This is a genomic window from Sphingobium sp. 3R8 (assembly GCF_020166615.1).
GTDB classification, from domain to species: domain Bacteria; phylum Pseudomonadota; class Alphaproteobacteria; order Sphingomonadales; family Sphingomonadaceae; genus Sphingobium; species Sphingobium bisphenolicum.
The window spans coordinates 1-1,410 of sequence record NZ_JAIQXR010000055.1; the positions used below are offsets into that span (position 1 = coordinate 1).

At 59.6% G+C, this 1,410-nt stretch carries 1 protein-coding gene; it reads right to left on the bottom strand.

What is annotated here, in order from left to right; all coding sequences use genetic code 11:
* Positions 1-287: 287 nt before the first annotated feature.
* Positions 288-1,331, bottom strand: a complete 1,044-nt coding sequence (locus tag K9B33_RS22860) for an IS110 family transposase (protein WP_224551413.1) — start codon at positions 1,329-1,331, stop codon at positions 288-290.
* Positions 1,332-1,410 lie beyond the last annotated feature (79 nt).

Below are 1,410 nucleotides of genomic sequence, written 5' to 3' on the forward strand. Positions count from 1 at the left end.
AAGAGCCATATGTGGACGGCCTCCTCCCTGCAAGATGTGGGCAGTAGTTTGATCGGATCGCATGCGTTCATATGTCCGGCCTATCATTGCGTTCGCATATGAACGCTGGCCAAGATGGTTTCCGCGACGCGCGCTCCAAACAGGTAAGCGACCTAAATGGCCCCTGGCTCTTGCGGAGTGTCACGCGTTTTGGATCGATCGATCTACCATCTGCTTTTTCTTGCAAGTTCACGCATCAGGTCAGCACGGTAGCTTCGATTGCCTGCTCACCGTGACTGACTGATCTCCTATGCCGCGCATTCCAGCTCTGGCAGCTCAGCGTTTTTCCTATAACTTTCGCCAGTCACCATCATCTTCCAGGCGATCCGCGCGATCTTGTTGGCCAGCGCCACCGCTACGAGCTTCGGCGGCTTGCGCTTGAGCATGCCAAGCAGCCAGGGCGACGCGTTCTTTCCGCTTCCCGCCCTGACATATCGAAGGAGCGCGGTGGCGCCCGCCACCAGCGTACTCCGAAGTGCCTCGTCACCAGCCCGCGTGATGATGCCTTGCCGCGCTTTTCCAGCAGTTGAATGATCTTTCGGCGTCAGTCCCATCCAGGCTGCAAATTGGCGCCCGGAAGCAAACAGCTCTGGCGCAGGCGTTTTCATCATGAGCAGCGATGCGCCGATTGGCCCGACGCCTGGGATCTGCGCCAGGCGACGGCTAGCCTCGTTGGCACGATGCCACACCAGCACCTTCGCCTCGACCTCTCTGAGTTCCTTTTCCAGCCGCGCATATTCACCGGCGTGTGCTGCGAAGAGTTCCCGCGCCAGCGCGGGAATGGTCGCGTTCGCCGCGATGCGATCGAGGAGCGGTGCGATCTTACACATGCCCTTGGCTGCGGTTAGGCCGAACTCGGCGGCATAGCCGCGGATCGCATTGGCGAGCTGGGTCTTGTTCCGGACCAGCCTGCTACGCATTCCGACCAACATCAGCGCAGCTTGTTGATCTGCGGTTTTCGCCGGCACAAAGCGCATCGTCGGGCGACTCATCGCCTCGCACAGCGCCTCGGCATCGGCGGCATCGTTCTTTCCACGCTTCACGTAGGGCTTTGCCAGTTGCGGCGCGATCAGCTTCACCTCGTGACCGAACGAACCCAGCAGGCGGGCCCAGTGATGGGAGCTGCCGCACGCCTCAATGGCAATCACCGTCGGCGGCAGTTTTTCGAGAAACTCAATCATCTCGGTGCGTCGCATCTTCCTGCGCAGCACCGGCTGCTCGGCCGCATTCACGCCGTGCAGCTGAAAAACATGTTTTGACGTGTCGATACCAATGCGAATAATCTCGTCCACGGACGGTCTCCTTCGTTTGAGGTCTAACGACTCACTCTGGCACTTTTTGATGCTGTATGGAGGCCGTCCACCCCAACAG